At 72.5% G+C, this 16,219-nt stretch carries 16 protein-coding genes; 7 read left to right on the plus strand and 9 right to left on the minus strand.

Annotation, left to right across the window (positions count from 1 at the left end):
- Positions 1 to 81 precede the first annotated feature (81 nt).
- A complete protein-coding gene (locus tag RM704_RS38320) occupies positions 82 to 624 on the plus strand; it encodes a gamma carbonic anhydrase family protein (protein WP_033528974.1) in 543 nt (180 codons plus the stop codon).
- Positions 625 to 674: 50 nt separating this feature from the next.
- On the opposite strand, the gene RM704_RS38325 is transcribed toward RM704_RS38320, so the two are convergent.
- From RM704_RS38325 to RM704_RS38335, 3 genes are all read right to left on the minus strand, one after another.
- Positions 675 to 1,325: a DedA family protein gene (locus tag RM704_RS38325; RefSeq protein WP_033528973.1), complete on the minus strand. Its 651-nt coding sequence runs from the start codon at positions 1,323 to 1,325 to the stop codon at positions 675 to 677.
- 120 nt (positions 1,326 to 1,445) lie between these two features.
- Positions 1,446 to 3,071 carry a carboxylesterase/lipase family protein gene (locus RM704_RS38330; RefSeq protein WP_078937239.1) on the minus strand — a complete coding sequence of 542 codons (1,626 nt, stop codon included), beginning with the start codon at positions 3,069 to 3,071 and terminating at the stop codon, positions 1,446 to 1,448.
- Positions 3,072 to 3,248: 177 nt separating this feature from the next.
- Complete coding sequence (locus RM704_RS38335; RefSeq protein ID WP_033528971.1) at positions 3,249 to 3,686, minus strand: DUF4442 domain-containing protein; 438 nt, start codon at positions 3,684 to 3,686, stop codon at positions 3,249 to 3,251.
- 250 nt (positions 3,687 to 3,936) lie between these two features.
- Between RM704_RS38335 and RM704_RS38340 the strand changes: the two genes are divergently transcribed.
- Positions 3,937 to 4,995, plus strand: a complete 1,059-nt coding sequence (locus RM704_RS38340; protein ID WP_033528970.1) for a DUF8017 domain-containing protein — start codon at positions 3,937 to 3,939, stop codon at positions 4,993 to 4,995.
- Between the two features lie 160 nt (positions 4,996 to 5,155).
- Positions 5,156 to 6,469 carry an MFS transporter gene (locus tag RM704_RS38345; protein WP_033528969.1) on the plus strand — a complete coding sequence of 438 codons (1,314 nt, stop codon included), beginning with the start codon at positions 5,156 to 5,158 and terminating at the stop codon, positions 6,467 to 6,469.
- On the opposite strand, the gene RM704_RS38350 is transcribed toward RM704_RS38345, so the two are convergent.
- A complete protein-coding gene (locus RM704_RS38350; RefSeq protein ID WP_078937245.1) occupies positions 6,431 to 7,276 on the minus strand; it encodes a spermidine synthase in 846 nt (281 codons plus the stop codon). The two genes, RM704_RS38345 and RM704_RS38350, sit on opposite strands and share 39 nt — an antisense overlap.
- Before the next feature lie 97 nt (positions 7,277 to 7,373).
- Positions 7,374 to 8,543, minus strand: a complete 1,170-nt coding sequence (gene tuf / locus RM704_RS38355; protein ID WP_033528967.1) for an elongation factor Tu — start codon at positions 8,541 to 8,543, stop codon at positions 7,374 to 7,376.
- A gap of 512 nt (positions 8,544 to 9,055) precedes the next feature.
- On the opposite strand from tuf, the gene RM704_RS38360 reads away from it, so the two are divergent.
- Positions 9,056 to 9,838, plus strand: coding sequence for a TVP38/TMEM64 family protein (locus tag RM704_RS38360; protein ID WP_033528966.1), 783 nt, complete (start codon positions 9,056 to 9,058; stop codon positions 9,836 to 9,838).
- Positions 9,839 to 9,933: 95 nt separating this feature from the next.
- On the opposite strand, the gene RM704_RS38365 is transcribed toward RM704_RS38360, so the two are convergent.
- Positions 9,934 to 11,103 (minus strand): thiolase family protein, encoded by a 1,170-nt coding sequence (locus tag RM704_RS38365; protein WP_033529100.1) that lies wholly within the window; start codon positions 11,101 to 11,103, stop codon positions 9,934 to 9,936.
- Positions 11,104 to 11,196: 93 nt separating this feature from the next.
- Here RM704_RS38365 and RM704_RS38370 point away from each other — a divergent pair, with 93 nt between their 5' ends.
- Positions 11,197 to 11,673, plus strand: a complete 477-nt coding sequence (locus RM704_RS38370) for a winged helix-turn-helix transcriptional regulator (protein WP_033528965.1) — start codon at positions 11,197 to 11,199, stop codon at positions 11,671 to 11,673.
- A gap of 90 nt (positions 11,674 to 11,763) precedes the next feature.
- Here the strand turns inward: RM704_RS38370 and RM704_RS38375 are convergent, their stop codons facing one another.
- The 3 genes from RM704_RS38375 to RM704_RS38385 are packed head-to-tail and all read right to left on the minus strand — an operon-like array spanning position 11,764 to position 14,635.
- Positions 11,764 to 12,477: a cupin domain-containing protein gene (locus RM704_RS38375; protein WP_033528964.1), complete on the minus strand. Its 714-nt coding sequence runs from the start codon at positions 12,475 to 12,477 to the stop codon at positions 11,764 to 11,766.
- Positions 12,471 to 13,406: a DUF6807 domain-containing protein gene (locus RM704_RS38380; protein WP_033528963.1), complete on the minus strand. Its 936-nt coding sequence runs from the start codon at positions 13,404 to 13,406 to the stop codon at positions 12,471 to 12,473. Before RM704_RS38380 ends, RM704_RS38375 begins: the two co-directional genes overlap by 7 nt.
- Positions 13,403 to 14,635 carry a Gfo/Idh/MocA family protein gene (locus RM704_RS38385; RefSeq protein WP_192829719.1) on the minus strand — a complete coding sequence of 411 codons (1,233 nt, stop codon included), beginning with the start codon at positions 14,633 to 14,635 and terminating at the stop codon, positions 13,403 to 13,405. Before RM704_RS38385 ends, RM704_RS38380 begins: the two co-directional genes overlap by 4 nt.
- Before the next feature lie 356 nt (positions 14,636 to 14,991).
- Here RM704_RS38385 and RM704_RS38390 point away from each other — a divergent pair, with 356 nt between their 5' ends.
- Positions 14,992 to 15,867 (plus strand): undecaprenyl-diphosphate phosphatase, encoded by an 876-nt coding sequence (locus tag RM704_RS38390; RefSeq protein ID WP_033528961.1) that lies wholly within the window; start codon positions 14,992 to 14,994, stop codon positions 15,865 to 15,867.
- 115 nt (positions 15,868 to 15,982) lie between these two features.
- Positions 15,983 to 16,162 (plus strand): hypothetical protein, encoded by a 180-nt coding sequence (locus RM704_RS38395; RefSeq protein ID WP_033528960.1) that lies wholly within the window; start codon positions 15,983 to 15,985, stop codon positions 16,160 to 16,162.
- The last annotated feature ends 57 nt before the right edge of the window (positions 16,163 to 16,219 follow it).

Here is a 16,219-nt window from a genome sequence, read left to right on the forward strand (position 1 = left end):
GATCTTCACCCCACGCGACGCCCACCCCATGGCTTACGGTGCGGGTGAGGACTGATCTTCACCCAGCATCTGGAGGCGGCGATGAACCGGCAGCGGGCCCTGATCACGACGTTCGGCGGCAAGAAGCCGGAGGTGGAGGATGCCGCGTTCGTGTCCCCCACGTCGACGGTGATCGGCGACGTGACCCTGCGGCCGGGAGCGAGCGTCTGGTACGGGGCGGTGCTGCGGGCCGAGTTCGAGCCGATCGTCATCGGCGCGGACGCCAACGTCCAGGACAACTGCACGCTGCACGTCGATCCCGGTTTTCCCGTCTCGATCGGCGAGCGGGTGTCGATCGGGCACAACGCGGTGGTGCACGGGGCGACCGTCGAGGACGACTGTCTGATCGGGATGGGCGCGACCGTGCTGAACGGCGCGGTGATCGGTGCGGGGTCGCTGGTCGCCGCCCAGGCCCTGGTGCCGCAGGGGATGCGGGTGCCGCCCGGGTCGCTGGTGGCGGGGGTGCCGGCGAAGGTGAAGCGGCCGCTCACCGATGAGGAGCGGGAGTTGGTGACGCTGAACGGGACGCACTACGCGGAGTTGGCCAAGGCGCACCGGGAGGCGCAGGAGGAGTACGGGGCGTAGACCGCCCCCGGCGGTGCGCGGCCGGTCACGCGCCCCTCCCGGCGCGTGCCTCACTCCCCGGCGGTGACCAGTTCTCCTTCGGCCGCTTCCGCCTTCTCCGCCGCCTTCTTCGCCTTGCGCTTGATCACCAGCATCGAGGTGACGCCGATCAGGACCGCCAGGACCAGGCCGAGCCAGGAGAAGCGCTTGAGCCAGGCCTCGGCGACGACACCGACGTAGTAGATGACGGCGGTGGTGCCGCCGGCCCAGAGGATGCCGCCGAGGACGTTGGCGACGAGGAAGCGCCAGTAGGGCATCTGCAGGACGCCGGCGAGGGGGCCGGCGAAGATGCGGAGGAGGGCGATGAAGCGGCCGAAGAAGACGGCCCACATGCCCCACCGGTCGAAGGACCGCTCGGCGACGGCGATGTTGCTCTCGCTGAAGTGTTTGGGGAACCGCCGGTTGAGCTTGGCCAGCAGGGGGCGCCCGCCCTTGCGTCCGATGGCGTAGCCGATGGAGTCGCCGATGATCGCGCCGGCGGTGGCGCAGGCGCCGAGGACGAACGGGTCGATCTTTCCGTGCTGGGACGCGAGCAGCGCGGAGGAGACCAGGATGATCTCGCCCGGCAACGGGATGCCCAGGCTCTCCAGGCCGATGACCAGCCCCACCAACAGGTAGATGCTGAGCGGAGGCACTGTTTCGAGCCACTCCTGGACGTGCAAAGCCGGTTCCTCCCGTGCAGCGGATGATGTGGATCAGGCGGATCTCAGGCCCCCGGCGCGCACTCCGGACGGAGCGCGCGCCGGGGCAGCCTACCCGCTTACTCGGACGGCGTCGGAGTCCTACGGGTTGTCCCACAGGTCGCACCGGTGCTCACCGTGCACGCCCGTGCTCAATGCGTTGCCGCCCTCCGCGGCGGTGCGGAGCGTGAGGACCTTCCCGCCTCCCGCCGGGACGGTGGGCTGTCCCGCGGCCCGCGGCACCCCGTCGCGGATGAAGGAGCCCCAGTAGTCGGTCATCTGGCGCGAGAGCCGGCGCTGCTCGGTGTTCAGCGGTGACTCCAGGCCGAAGTGGCGGAAGAGGTACTGCACCTCGTTGACATGCGTCGCGCCGAAGTCGAAGTCCGTGTCCAGGTCGCGCAGCGAGGCGAAGGGCGGGGAGGTCCGGTCGGCGAACTCGTACGCGTACACCGGGCCGCGTCCGGCGAGGGCCCGGTTCAGCCGCAGCGCGGGGCAGGCGAAGCGCTGGTCGCCCTGGGCGGTGGCGTACGCGACGGTCGGCGAGGGGTGGGCGGACAGCGGGTAGCGCTCCAGGGCGCGGTCGCCGAAGTCGGTGCGCAGGACGGTCGGGTACCGCTCGGCGGTGAGCGGCGCGCCGGCCCCGTCGAAGCGGGCGAAGGCGAAGAGCCGGCCCTCGTCCTGGTTGGCGCCGTTGAGGACCGGCACACCGGCCGCCGCCCCCTCGGCGTAGGCCTGGGCCGGCTGCACGGGCAGGAAGTCACCGCCGACGACGGGGCCCCAGTTCAGGCCCGCCTGGGCGGCGAGGATCTCCTCGGCCGGCCTGCCGCGCAGGCAGGCCACGTCCGCACAGTCCAGCCGGGCGAGGAAGGTCCGGCCCTGGTCCACCGCCGCCTGACGGGTGCGGGCGGCGCAGTCGCCGTACGCGCCGCTCTGCACGATCCCGGCGCGGAACAGGCCCCGCGCGGTCGGCGAGGCCAGCTGGGTGCAGACCGAGCGGCCACCGGCGGACTCGCCCGCCACGGTGACCCGCCGCAGATCGCCGCCGAAGCGGCCGATGTTGGTCCTGACCCAGCGCAGGGCGGCCTGCTGGTCGAGCATCCCGTAGTTGCCGGAGACGCCGTCGCGGGCCTCGTCGTCGAGGTCGGGCGTGGCGAGGAAACCCATGGCGCCGAGGCGGTAGTTGACGGTCACGACGACGGTGCCGGTGCGGCGGGCGAAGGCGTCCGGCACGACGTCCTCGCCGGCGCCCGCGGTGAGCCCGCCGCCGTGCAGCCAGACCATGACCGGTCGGCGTGCGCTGCCCGGTGGGGTGTACACGTTGAGGTCCAGACAGTCCTCGGTGTGGCTCGGCTCCTCGTAGCCGGGGTCCCAACTGGCCGTCTGCACACATCTGTCGCCGAACTCGGCCGCCTCGCGCACCCCTTGCCAGGGCAGGACGGGCCGCGGCTCGGCCCAGCGGAGGTGCCCGACGGGCGGCTGGGCGTAGGGGATGCCGCGGAACTGCCGCCCTTCGGCGGTGGTCTCGCCCCGGACCCAGCCCGCCTCGGTACGGACGAGCGCCGGCTGTGTGGCCGCCGCCCGCGCCGGTGCGGGGGTCAGCAGGGCGGCGGAGAGCGCGGCGGCGAGGGCGGCCACGAGGGAGGTCGCCGCCGCGCCCCGCCGTCTCGGGCCACGGTCCGGCCGTCCTGGGCGAAGGGCGCCGTAACGCCGGGACACCGTTTCTGACATGAGCCGTCACTCCTTCGTGCAGGCCGTCGTGGTGGACGTCGTGCGCGTGTCGGCCGGGAAACTAGAGCCGAGGGTGACTCGTGTCAATGACATGAACAAGCCGCCCTCGCCGCGCCGTTGAGGGGCGGGAGGGCGACGAGGGCCGAGGCATCGGGGCCGGGAGCGGGGGCACCGAGGTCAGGCGTTGGGGCGCAGGGTCCAGACGACCGTCATCTCCCCGGTCACGGCCCCGTCGGCGCGCTGGATGGCGATGGCCACGGGGAACTCCGGGCGCTGTCCGGCGTCGAGCTCGGCGACGACCTCGGCCGCGGGCCGGCCGAGCGTGGCGGTGGCCGTGACGGGCCCCATCGCGAGCTTCCTGTACGCGATCTCCGCGCGGACCGCGAGCGGCACGGCGCGGGAGAGCTGGTCCCCGAACGCGGCGAGCACGACCGCCCCGCTCGCCGTCTCGCCCAGCGTGAACATCGCACCGGCGTGCGGACCGCCGACATGGTTGTGGAACTCGCCCTCGTCCGGCAGTGCCACCACGGCCTTCTCCGGACTGGTCTCCAGGAACTCCAGCCTCAGGGTCCTGGCCATCGGCACGGTGGCGGCGAGCATCTCGCCGATCGACATCTGGTCTGCGCTCATGGCGCGATGTTACCCACGAGTAGGCAGCGATGACCAGGGGCGCTCGCCGGGCAACGACGTTCGCGTCCGAGAACCCGGCGCCCCCGCGCGGAGCCCTTCACCTCCTGCCGGCCCGGGCGGCGGCGGGACAAAAGTCCTCCGCCCGTGGCGATTTGGAGTCGTTCGTCCCGACCGCGAAACAGCTTCGTGGACTCCCGTGGCACCCCGCCCCCCGGCGCATCTATGGTTACGAGCCATGTGGCCAGGACAGCAGCAGCCGCCCGGGGGCGAGCACCAACCGCAGCAGCCGAACCCGTACCAGCAGCCGGGGTACGACCAGTCGGGGCAGCCGGTACAGCCGGGATACCAACAGCAGGGGTACCAGCAGCCGAACCCCTACCAGCAGCACGGATACCAGTCGACGGGCCAGCAGGCCCAGTACGGGCAGCAACCGCAGTGGGGCGCGCAGGCCCCCGCGGGCCCGCCGGTGCCGCCGGGCGGAGGCGGCGGCAACCGGACGAAGCTGATCGCGATCATCGCGGCCACGGCCGTCGTCGTCGCGGCCGGTGTGACGGGCTTCCTGGTGCTCGGCGGTGACGGTGACAAGGACGAGTCGAAGACCCAGTCGGCTCCCTCGGCCTCGCCGTCGCCGACCGCGTCCGAGAGCACCGAGGACAACCCGCGCGGCGAGGACGCGGGCGCGAAGCCGACCGTCGAGGGGTGGAAGGTCGTCGTCAACCCGAAGTGGGGCACGGCCTTCGACGTGCCCGCCGAGTGGGAGGTGCAGTCGCCCGACACCTTCATCGGCTTCGAGGACTCCGAGAAGGGCGACGGCTCGGTCCTCATCGGGATGTCGGCACCCGCCATCCTCAAGGAGAAGTACTGCGTCTCCGACGACGACAAGGACGGCAACGAGGAGTCGAGTTCCCTCGCCGCCGTCGGCACCAAGGGCCAGCAGGGCGCCAAGGGCACCGAGGACATCGCCCGCAACGACTCCGCGTGGTGGGTCTTCGGCGGTTACACGGACCAGAAGGCCGCCTCCAAGAAGAAGATGACCATCGGCAAGCCCAAGGCGTACACCACGGCGTCGGGCGTCGAGGGCAGTGTCGCCACCACGTACTCCAAGGGCGTCACCAAGAAGGACAAGTGCGACACCGACGGCAAGGCGACCACGTTCGCCTTCAAGAACTCGGCCGGTGACTACGTCTCCTGGACCTTCCACGGCGCCAAGGACGTCCAGGAGGAGGTCCCGGACGCGACGGTGCAGAAGATCCTCAGCACGGTACGGCTGTACGGCGACCCGACGGGCGGCTGAGCGGGCACCACGAGGCCGCCCCGCCCGGCGTCGGCTCCACGGCACCGCTCACGGCACGACTCCAGGGGCGGCTACAGGGGCGGCTCCACCTGGCCCGATCCCGCCGTACCCGGTGCGGAAACGGTTTGGCAGAAGGTGCCGGGGCGGCGATAGTCGGCGGGTGACCACTCCCGCCGCCCCCCGTCGCCGCCCCGCCTGGGCCGGCCGCAACTACACCCTGCTGACGACGGCCGCGGTCGTCACCAACCTGGGCAGCAACGGCGCCCTGATCGCGGCCGCGTTCGCGGTCCTGGAGGCGGGCGGCGACGGCGGGGACGTCGGCCTGGTCGCGGCGGCGCGCACCCTGCCGCTGGTGCTGTTCCTGCTGGTCGGCGGCGCGATCGCCGACCGGCTGCCCCGGCACCGGGTGATGGTCGCGGCGAACGTCCTCAACTGTCTCTCCCAGGCCGCCTTCGCCGTCCTCGTCCTCACCGGCGAGGCGCTTCTGTGGCAGATGATGCTGCTCTCCGCGCTCGGCGGCGTCGGCCAGGCGTTCTTCGGCCCTGCCGCCGAGGGCATGCTCCTGTCCTCCGTCACCGCCGAGCAGGCGGGCCGGGCCTTCGCGCTGTTCCGCTTCGCGTCGCAGGGCGCGACCATGAGCGGCGCGGCGCTCGGCGGCGCCCTGATCGCGGTGATCGGCCCCGGCTGGGTGCTCGCGGTGGACGCGGCGGCGTTCGCCCTGGCCGGCGCGCTGCGCGCCTTCCTCGACGTGAGCCACATACCCGAGCGCGGGGCGGGCGGCGGGCTGCTCGCGGATCTCCGGGACGGCTGGCGGGAGTTCACCGGCCGTACCTGGCTGTGGGCGATCGTGGTCCAGTTCTCCCTGGTGAACGCGGTCATCGTCGCCGCCGACGCGGTCTACGGCCCGCAGGTCGCCCGGGACAGCCTGGGCGGGCCGGGCCCCTGGGGTCTGGCCCTGGCTTTCTTCGGGGCCGGCAATGCCGCCGGAGCGCTGCTCATGGCCCGCTGGAAACCACGCCGTCTCCTCCTCGTGGGCGTCCTGTGCGTCTTCCCCTTCGCCCTGCCCTCCGCCGCGCTGGCCGTGCCGGTACCGATCGCCGTGCTGTGCCTCGCCATGTTCGTCAGCGGTCTGTCGATCGAGGTCTTCGGCGTCTCCTGGATGACCGCGCTGCACCAGGAGATCCCCGAGGACAAGCTGTCCCGGGTCTCCGCGTACGACTGGTTCGGCTCGGTGGCCATGGTGCCGCTCGCCGCGGCCCTGGCGGGCCCGGCGGAGAGCGCCTTCGGACGGACGGCGGCCCTGTGGGGCTGCGCCGGGCTGTGCGTGGTCGCGACGGCGGCGGTGCTCTGCGTACGGGACGTACGCGACCTGACCCGGCGCGGCACCCCGGTGGCCCGGACCGAGGCCGCCCCGGCCGCCGACGGCGAACCCGGCTCAGCCGATGCCGAAGGCCCCGTCGGGCGGCTCGGGTGACGGCACGGCCTCCTCCTCACGCACGGGCGCGGCACCACCGACGAACGCGCGCAACGCCGAACCGTGCTCGACCCGCGCGGGGAAGGCGTCGGCGGCGGTCCGCCGGGTCAGGACGGCGAGGTCGAGCGGCTGACGGGCGGCGACCAGCACGGCGTTCCCGAACCGCCGACCGCGCAGCACCGCCGGCTCGGCGATCAGCGCCAGCTCCTGGAACACCGTCGCCAGTGTGGCCAGTTGGGACCGCAGATAGGCGAAGGGCGCGGCGTCGGCGAGGTTCGCGAGATACACACCGTCCGCGCGCAGCACCCGTTCGACGGCCCGCGCGTACCCCACGGTCGACAGATGCGCCGGGACCCGTGAGCCACCGAAGACATCGCCCACGAGGACGTCCGCGGAGTCGGCGGGGGCCGCTTCGAGCCATTCCCGCGCGTCCGCCCCGTGCAGCGCGATCCCCGCGTCGTCGGGCGGCGGCAGCTGCTCGACGACCAGGCCCAGCAGTCCCCTGTCGTACTCCACGACCCGCTGCCGGGACCCGGGCCGGGTGGCGGCCACGTACCGGGGCAGGGTGAGCGCGCCCCCGCCGAGATGCACCACGTCGAGCGGCAGCCCCGGCTCCGCCACCGTGTCCAGGACGTGCCCGAGCCGCCGCGCGTACTCGAACTCCAGGTGGGTGGGCTCGTCCAGATCGACGTACGACTGCGGCGCCCCGTCCACGGTCAACAGCCAGGCCCGCTCCCGGTCTACGTCGGGCATGAGCTTGGCGGTGCCCCGATCGATGGCACGGGACACGGGTATGGCTTCGTTCACGATCCCCATTCTGGTGCAGCGAACGCGCCGCGACGGGCACGGGGGACCGCGCGACCGGCCGACGCCGGCCCTCGGTCCCCCGCCCGCGGCGACCCGCCTACCGAACGGCCGTCACGGTCCCCGCCCCCACGGTCCGGCCGCCCTCGCGGATCGCGAACCCGAGCCCCGGCTCCAGCGGAACCTCCCGGCCCAGCTCCACGCTCATCGTGACCCGGTCCCCCGGCCGGGCGACGGCGGCCTCACCGAGGTCGATGTCGCCCACCACGTCCGCCGTACGGATGTAGAACTGGGGCCGGTACCCGCTGGACACCGGGGTCGTGCGACCTCCCTCCCGGGCCGACAGCACATACACCTGCGCGGTGAAGTGCCGCCTGGGCACGACGCTGCCGGGCGCGGCCACGACATGCCCGCGTCGGACGGCGTCCCGTCCCACCCCGCGCAGCAGCAGCGCCACGTTGTCCCCGGCCTGGGCCTCCTCCATGGGCTTGCCGAAGGTCTCGACGCCGGTGACGACGGTCTCGATCTCGGCGCCCAGCACCTCGACACGGTCCCCCACCCGGACGGTGCCCCGCTCGACGGCCCCGGTGACGACGGTCCCCCGACCGGTGATCGTCAGCACGTTCTCGACGGACAACAGGAACGGCGCGTCCACGTACCGCTCCGGCATCGGGACGTAGGTGTCCACGGCGTCCAGCAGCGCGTCGATCGACGCCGTCCACCGCGGGTCCCCTTCGAGCGCCTTCAGTCCGGAGACCCGGACGACGGGGACGGAGTCACCGCCGTAGCCGTGCGCGGAGAGCAGGTCGCGGACCTCCAGCTCGACGAGGTCGGTGAGCTCCTCGTCGCCCGCGTCGGCCTTGTTGAGGGCGACGACGATGTGGTCGACGCCCACCTGCCGGGCGAGCAGCACGTGCTCGGCGGTCTGCGGCATGATCCCGTCGAGCGCGGAGACGACGAGGATCGCCCCGTCGAGCTGCGCGGCCCCGGTGACCATGTTCTTGACGTAGTCGGCGTGGCCGGGCATGTCGACGTGCGCGTAGTGCCGGGTGTCGGTCTCGTACTCGACGTGCGCGATGTTGATGGTGATGCCGCGCGCCGCCTCCTCCGGGGCGCGGTCGATGCGGTCGAACGGGACGAACGTGCCGGCCCCGCGCTCGGCGAGGACCTTGGTGATGGCGGCGGTCAGGGTGGTCTTGCCGTGGTCGACGTGACCCATCGTGCCGATGTTGAGATGCGGTTTCGTACGGACGTAAGCAGTCTTGGACATGGCGGTACCTCGAAGCCTCTTCAGCGGTACTGGGTGATGGCCCCGGCGGCACAGGTCGGCGGCCGGGACGGGGACCCCGAGGTCCTGCCGACCCTCCCCCTGCGGGGTCCGCCGGAATGTCCGGGAAGGGTCAGCTTCGGGCGCCGTCTGCGGCGGCCACGACGATCAGAAGGGCAGCCTTCGGGGCATCCGCGACTGTGGCGGATGCGGCGAGAGCGAAGGCGTGCCGGAACATGAGGTCGATCCTCGTCGACAAGTCGGCCCGCGTCGAATGGTTTTCGGTGCGCGGGAGTTCCGAGAGGAAGCGGAAGAGAGATGCTTCACAGGGCAGCCCACGGGGTGAACGGTGCGCGGGTCGGGCCCGTGGTCCGGAAGGCGCAGGCAGCACGGTGCGCCGTGCCCGGCCGAGGTCCGGACGCACCCCGCCCGGCGAGCCTGTTGTTCCGCTTGCTGTGACGCCCGTGAGACGTCCCGTACGGCATACCCGGACACGGGTCGGTTACCGTCGACGAATGCTCGATGCCACCACCCGCTCTGGGGGCACCGCCACTGTCCTTCCCCGGACCGCCGCCACGGAGCTCGCCGTCGCCACACCCGTCACGGTCCCGGCCGTGCCACCGGGGCGCGCCGCCCGCTGGGGCAGCGTGCTGCTCTCGCCGTGGGCGCGGTTCTCGCTGCTCGTCACCCTGCTCCTGGCCGCCGTGTCCACGGTGCTGCTGTTCGAGCCGCAGCGGCTGCTGGCCGACGGCTGGCCGCCCCAGCTGAGCGGTGCCGCCGCGGCCGTGATGTTCGCGGTGGCGTACGGACTGTGCACGGTCGCCTTCGTCCCCCGCCCGATCCTCAACATCGCGGCGGGCGCGCTCTTCGGCTCCCAGCTCGGTCTGGCGTCGGCGCTCGCGGGCACGGTCCTCGGCGCCGGCCTCGCCTTCGGCCTGGGGCGGCTCCTCGGTCAGGACGCCCTGCGTCCGCTGCTGCGCCACCGCTGGCTGAAGTCGGCGGACGGCCAGCTCAGCCGCCACGGGTTCCGCTCGATGCTGGCGGCCCGTCTCTTCCCCGGAGTGCCCTTCTGGGCGGCCAACTACTGCGCCTCCGTCTCCCGCATGGGCTACCTGCCCTTCCTCCTGGCCACCGCCCTCGGCTCCATCCCGAACACCGCCGCCTACGCCGTGGCCGGTGCCCGCGCCTCGTCGCCGACCTCCCCGGCCTTCCTGATCGCCATGGCCTGCATCGCGGTCCCGGCCCTGATCGGCGCGGCGGTGGCGTGGCGCAAGCGGCACCACCTGCGGGCCCGCTGACACCGCACCCACCCGCGCCCGGCCCGCGGACCCACCCGCACCCGGCCCGCGGACCGGACGGCCCTCGCCTCACACGGGACCGGACGGCCCTCGCCTCACACGGCCTCCAGCACCATCGCGTTGGCCAGCCCACCCGCCTCGCACATGGTCTGCAGGGCATAGCGGGCGCCGCGCTCCCGCATCGCGTGCACCAGCGTCGTCGTCAGTCGGGTCCCGCTGGCCCCCAGCGGATGCCCCAGGGCGATGGCGCCGCCGTGGACGTTGACCTTGTCCAGGTCGGCTCCCGTCTCCTGCTGCCAGGCGAGCACGACGGCGGCGAACGCCTCGTTGACCTCGAAGAGATCGATGTCGTCGAGGGTCAGCCCCGCCCGGCGCAGCACCTTCTCGGTGGCCGGGACGACGCCCGTGAGCATCAGCAGCGGATCCGAGCCGGTGACGGCGAAGGAGTGGAGCCGGGCGAGGGGACGCAGCCCCAGCCGTGCCGCCGTCTCGGCGGACGCGACGAGCACGGCCGACGCCCCGTCGTTGACGGGGCTGGCGTTCCCGGCGGTGACGTTCCACTCGATCTGCGGGAACCGCTCGGCGAACCCGGGGTCGTGGTAGGCGGGCCTGAGCCCGGCCAGGATCTCGGGCGTGCTGCCGGGCCGTACGCACTCGTCGCGGGTCACCCCGTCGAGCGGCGCGACCTCCGCGTCGAAGAGGCCGCTCTCCCAGGCGGCCGCGGCCCTGTGATGGGACGACACCGCGAACTCGTCCATCTGTGCACGCCCGATCGACCACTTCGCGGCGATCAGTTCGGCGCTGATGCCCTGGGGCACGAGCCCCTCGGGGTAGCGCGCGGCGACGCCCGGGCCGAACGGATCCGTGCCGGGCGGCACGTTGGACCACATCGGCACCCGGCTCATCGACTCCACCCCGCAGGCGACGACGAGGTCGTACGCCCCCGACATGACGCCCTGGGCGGCGAAGTGCACGGCCTGCTGGGAGGAGCCGCACTGCCGGTCGACCGTGGTCGCGGGGACCGTTTCCGGGAAGCCGGCCGACAGGACGGCGTAGCGGGTGGTGTTCATGGCCTGCTCGCCCACCTGGTCGACGGTGCCGCCGATGACGTCGTCGACGAGCGCCGGATCGATGCCGGAACGCTCGACGAGGGCGCGCAGGGTGTGGGCGAGGAGTTCGACGGGGTGGACATGGGCGAGGGCGCCGTTCGGCTTCCCCTTGCCCAGGGGTGTGCGTACGGCTTCGACGATCACGGCGTCACGCATGGATCCGTCCTCCACGACCACGAGTCAGTATGGATTTCCAACTCACCATAGCCGCGTGAGTTGGAAAAACAAACCCTCCCCTAGACTGGGCACATGCCCGCCTCCCGAGATCCGCGCCCGTGTTCCATCGCCGACACCCTGGCGATCGTCGGCGAGAAGTACTCCCTGCTGGTCCTGCGCGAGGTCTGCCTCGGCAACGGCCGCTTCGACCAGCTGGTCCGCAACATCGGGGCACCGCGCGACGTGCTGGCGACCCGCCTCCGGCGTCTGGTGGACGCGGGCGTCCTGGACAAGCACGCCTACAGCGAGCGTCCGCGGCGCTTCGAGTACCGGCCCACCCGGGCGGGGCTCGAACTGGAGCCGGTCCTGATGACCCTCATGGCATGGGGCGACCGCCACCTGCGCACGGACGACGACCGCCCCATGGTGGTCGAACACGCCTGCGGCGAGGCACTGGTCCCGACGGTCACCTGCGCGGCCTGCGGCACCGAGATCCACCACGAGGACCTCAAGGCCCGCCCCCAGACCCCTGGATGGTCGGTGAAAGGCCCGACCACACCCGCCCCATAGGGGCGCGGGGAACCGCGCGAGCGACCACACACCACGCGCAGCCGCTCAACCACAGCACTCGCCGGGCTCCAGGCGACCGAAACCGCCTGCTCAGTCCCCCTTGTAGACGTCCAACCGCCCACACATCCCGAACTTCCCGGACTCGGAAGGCCTCTCGGCCCACACCCCGGCATCGGCCAGATGGGACACGTCCCCCCGCTCCAGCCGATGAAGCTGCTCCCCGGTCGCGGCGGCGGCCGCACGCGCACCCCGCTCCCACCGCGCCCGCCACTGCGCGAGCCGGGGCCGTACGAGCGCCGCGGCGGCCCGGTGGAACGCGGCGAGCGGCTCGGGCCCGGACGCCTCCCGCAGTGCCCGGTAGCCCTCCAGGGCGAGGTCGCGCCGGGCCCGCGCGGCGCGCTCCCGCTCCTCCTCCGGGACGTCCACCGGGATACGGGTGGCCGCGGCGTACGTCTCCGGATCCGTCAGGTACTCCGCAGGCAGCGTGAGGACCGCGTCGCCCGCCTCCGGGAGCCCGTTGTTCTGCATGAGGACGGTGATGCGCAGCTCGTCCTCGTTGACCAGTCGGTGGATGGTGCCGGGCGTGAACCAGGCGACCGTCCCGGGCGCCAGCGGCGTGACCTCGTACCCCGAGGCCGTCAGGGTCTGCACGGCCCCGCGCCCGCCGGTGACGACGTACGCCTCCGAACAGGTCAGGTGCATATGGGGAGTTCCGCCGCAGACCCCGTCCGCGGCGGGCCAGTCGTACACGGACAGGTGCGAGAGGGCGACCCCGCCCGGCAGTCCCTCGTAGCCGCTCACCACGGGTGCGCCTCCAGGTACTTGGCGATCTCCTCCCGTTCCCAGGAGCCGTCCGCCACGACGACCCGGTAACGGCGGGTGAGCGTCTCGCCCGGAGCCAGCTCCAGCTCCTCGAAGAACGCCCACGAGGGGGCGACGGCGGCGAACGGCTCGTTGCGGACGAACCAGTGCGCCGGGTGGGCGCCCTCGGCTCCCGTGTGGTCGTTCTCGGGGGCGTGCGCGAAGACGAGTGTGGCGTGACCGTCGGTGCCGTCGTGCTCGCCCGAGTACGCCAGCCAGGGCGCCTGCTCGCCCATCAGCCCGGGCCCCTCGGTGTCGGGCCCGATGATCCGCCCGTCCCGGAAGGCGCGCGGACCGCGCCAGAACAGTCCGGTGTAGCCGGCCATCTCCCGCCCGGCGGTGGTCGGGCTGCCGAACAGCAGCGGCTCGTCCCGGCGGTTGGTGATCGCGCTCGTCCAGGTCAACGCCCACGATCCGGACTCGGTGTCCACGTCGTGGATCTCGATGCGGCGCTCCTCGTCGGCCCACAGCTCCCCGGTGTACGGGCGCCAGGTCAGCCGCTCGGCGATCACGACCCGCTCGCCGTCCGACTCGACGACGTCGAAGCCGGCGTGCGCCATCGAGCCGACCCGCTCGGGGATCGGCAGATAGCCCTCGCCGTGGACGTACGAGTTGCCGCCCCACAGGTTCTGGCCCGACAGGTGCGAGGCCGTCAGCTGCAGCCCCTTGTGCCAGCGGTGGTCGTTGGGCCGGAAGTCGGTGACGACGTCCCCGGCCAGCGTCCGGATCGGGTGCAGATACGGCTTCGGGGCCTCCCAGGCCGCCTCCGGCCGGTAGACGTAGCTCACCAGCTCGACGCCCGTGGTGGGTTCGGTGACCGTGATCCGGTCGCCGTGTGCGTGGACCACGCGCAGCCCGTCGTGGAAGGTCATGCGGTGATCTCCTCACTCGTGCCGACGGAGCTCGCGTCGACGGACACCTGGACGGTTCCGGGCGCCCAGCCGGGGGCGCCTCCGTGCATGGCCGTGTAGTACGGGTCCCCGGGTCCGATCTCGCCACGCCGTACGGTCGCGTCCGTGAACGCCGACTTGTACAGGGCGGCGATCAACTCCAGGCTCGTCCGCCCGTCGGCGCCGCTGCTGCGCGGCCGCTCGCCCGCGCGCATGCTCGCCACCAGCTCGCGCAGCTGGGCCAGGTGCGAACTGGGCACGTCCTCGCCGAAGTCCCGCCAGGCCGCCGCGTCCCCCTCCGGGGTGCCGGGGGCCGGGGTGACGGACCAGTCGGCGTTGGAGTGGCCGTACAGATGGGTCAGCTCGACGGTGGCGCGCTCGCAGTCGATGCGGATGCGGCTGACCTCGTCGGGGCTGAGGACGCTGTTGACGACGGTGGCCAGGGCGCCGCTCTCGAAGCGCACGAGGGCCGTGGAGACGTCCTCGGTCTCCACGTCGTGGACCAGCCGCCCGGCCATGGCCCGGACCTCGCTCCACGGGCCGAGCAGATCGAGCAGCAGGTCCATCTGGTGGATGCCGTGTCCCATGGCGGGCCCGCCGCCCTCGGTGGCCCAGCGGCCTCGCCAGGGGACGGCGTAGTAGGCGGTGTCCCGGTACCAGGTGGTCTGGCAGTGCGCGACCAGCGGACGCCCGAGGCTCCGCTCGGCGATCAGCTGCCGGACGTGGCGCGCGCCGGAACCGAAACGGTGCTGGAAGACGATCGAGGCGTAGGGGCCCCCGGTCGCCGCGCCCTCCTCGGCCTCGACGGCGTCGAAGTCGGCGAGCGTCGGCACCGGCGGCTTCTCGCACCACACCCAGGCGCCGGCCCGCAGCGCGGTGATCGTCTGGTCGCGGTGCAGGGTCGGCGGGGTGCAGATGCTGACCAGGTCGGGCCGCTGCTCCGCCAGCATGCGGTCCAGATCGGTGTAGCCGTGCGGGATGCCGTGCCCGGCGCAGAACTTGGCCACGGCGTCGGCGTCGATGTCGACGGCGGCGACGACCTCGGTCTCGCCCTCCTCGGCGAGGCGCGCGAGCGCGGGCAGGTGGGAGCCGCCGCCGATGGCGCCGATGCCGACGATCGCGGCCCGCACCCGGCGGCCGGCCAGGGGGGCCGGGTGACGGTCGGGTCGGTGGTCCGGAGTCGGGCTCGGGTCGTTGCTGGGTGTGGGCATGGACGTGATCAGCACTCCATCGAACGTGACATCGGACGGTGGCGGACGCCTGGTGGCGGGGGCTCCGGCGGAACGGCGACCCTCGCACTGCAAGCGCTTTCCCTCGCCAGCAAAGTATGTGCGGACATAGTGACTGGTCAACACCACGGATCCGGCCGTTCCACGCCTCGGAACGCCCGCGCTCCACCCGTCCCCCGCACACTCTCCGCCCGGACCCCGAACGGCCCCGCGAAACCCGGTGACAGCCCCGTGCTCACGGGGCGCTAGGCTGCCCCCAGCACCTGTGATCACCCGCCCCGCGGCGCGGCACGTCTTCCGTCGGCCCTCCACGATCAGCGCTTGGACCACGTAACTTCATGTCTTGGTTTGAATCCCTCATCCTCGGACTCGTCCAGGGGCTGACCGAATTCCTCCCCATCTCCTCCAGCGCGCACCTGCGCCTGACGGCCGCCTTCTCCGGCTGGGAGGACCCGGGCGCGGCCTTCACCGCGATCACCCAGATCGGCACCGAGGCCGCGGTGCTCATCTACTTCCGCAAGGACATCGTCAACATCATCTCGGCGTGGTCCCGCTCCCTGTTCAACAAGGAGATGCGGAGCGACCACGACGCCCAGATGGGCTGGCTGGTGATCGTGGGCTCCATCCCGATCGGTGTCCTCGGCGTGACCCTCAAGGACCAGATCGAGGGCCCGTTCCGCGATCTGCGCATCACGGCGACCATGCTGATCGTCATGGGCATCGTCCTGGGCGTGGCGGACCGCCTCGCCGCACGCGACGAGACCGGTGGCAAGCACCGCGCCGCCAAGGAGCGCAAGAGCCTCGAACAGCTCAGCGTCAAGGACGGTCTGATCTTCGGCCTCTGCCAGGCCATGGCCCTCGTCCCCGGCGTCTCCCGCTCCGGCGCCACCATCAGCGGTGGCCTCCTGATGGGTTACAAGCGCGAGGCCGCGGCCCGCTACTCCTTCCTCCTCGCCATCCCGGCCGTGATCGCCTCGGGCGGCTACGAGCTCAAGGACGCGATGGAGGGCGGCCATGTCTCCTGGGGCCCGACGATCTTCGCCACGGTCATCGCCTTCTTCGTCGGTTACGCGGTCATCGCGTGGTTCATGAAGTTCATCTCCACCAAGAGCTTCATGCCGTTCGTCTGGTACCGCATCGCCCTCGGCATCCTCATCGTCGTCCTGGTCTCCACCGGCGTCCTGAGCCCGCACGCCGGCGAGTCGGGGAGCTGACGGGCGCCGGCCCGGACAGCCCGTCCCTCCCCAACTCCCTTCCGTGACCAACCACATACGACATCCGTAGCCGCCCGGTAGCGCACTGTCAGGCCGGGCGCCTACTCTTGTCCGCATGTCCCCCGACTCCCCCGCCCGTGGTTCCGTGCGGTCCGCCGACGACTTGAACGACCGGATCAGAGCCCTGTGGCGCCACGCGGGCGCATCGCTGTCGGCCCAGGAGCGGGCGGAGTACGAACTGCTGGTCGTGGAGTGGGCCGCGGCGATCCGGGGAGAGGTGATCGAGGCCGCGTGACCGCGACGCCTCAGCACACCCAGGAGCCGCGGAGCGCCCATGTGCCACCGAGCACCC

It is taken from the genome of Streptomyces gottesmaniae (assembly GCF_031845845.1).
Taxonomy (GTDB): domain Bacteria; phylum Actinomycetota; class Actinomycetes; order Streptomycetales; family Streptomycetaceae; genus Streptomyces; species Streptomyces akebiae.